At 69.5% G+C, this 587-nt stretch carries 1 protein-coding gene and 1 pseudogene; both read left to right on the top strand.

The annotated features are described in order from the left end of the window. A partial coding sequence (locus OOT08_RS03405; RefSeq protein WP_325091135.1) for an ABC transporter permease occupies nt 1-256 on the top strand: 256 nt, incomplete at its 5' end. Further along, nucleotides 256-587, top strand: a pseudogene (locus tag OOT08_RS03400) (hypothetical protein); the annotation flags it as partial. The gene OOT08_RS03405 and the pseudogene OOT08_RS03400, both read left to right, overlap by 1 nt.

The following is a 587-nucleotide window of genomic DNA, read 5'->3' as shown; positions in this document are numbered from 1 at the left end:
GAACTCGCTCATCGTCGTCATGACGATCGTGGGTCTGCAGCTCGGCGGGCTGATCTCCGGGGCCGTCGTCACGGAGCGCATCTTCGGGCTCCCCGGCTTCGGCAAGCTCACCCTCGACGCGGTCTTCACCCGGGACTACCCCGTGATCCAGGCCGTCGTGCTCGTGGTCACCCTCGCCTACATCCTCATCAACCTCGCCGTGGACGTGCTCTACTCGGTCATGAACCCCCGCATCCGCGTGGGAGGGAGAAAATAATGTCCTCGAAATCCCCGAACACCGGCGCCGGACCCGCCGTGCCCCCGAGCACGCAGGCGCTCGCCGTGGCGGACCTCGGCTCCGACCGCGGCCGCCTGTGGCGCTCCCTACGCCGGAACCCCCTCGGCCTCGCGGGCGGCGCGCTCCTGCTCATCGTGCTCTTTGTCGCGGTCTTCGCGCCCCTGCTGGCGCCGTACGACCCCGCAGAGGTGCACTTCGACACCCCCTTCCAGGTGCCCGGCACCGTCGGATTCGCCCTCGGCTCCGATGACCTGGGCCGGGACATCCTCTCCCGGATCCTCTACGGCACCCAGGCCTCCGTGCAGGTGGG

It is taken from the genome of Leucobacter sp. M11, from assembly GCF_035726885.1.
Lineage (GTDB): Bacteria > Actinomycetota > Actinomycetes > Actinomycetales > Microbacteriaceae > JAPFRB01.
Note: the sequence above shows the minus strand (reverse complement) of the source record. Positions and strands in the feature narration are given on the sequence as shown.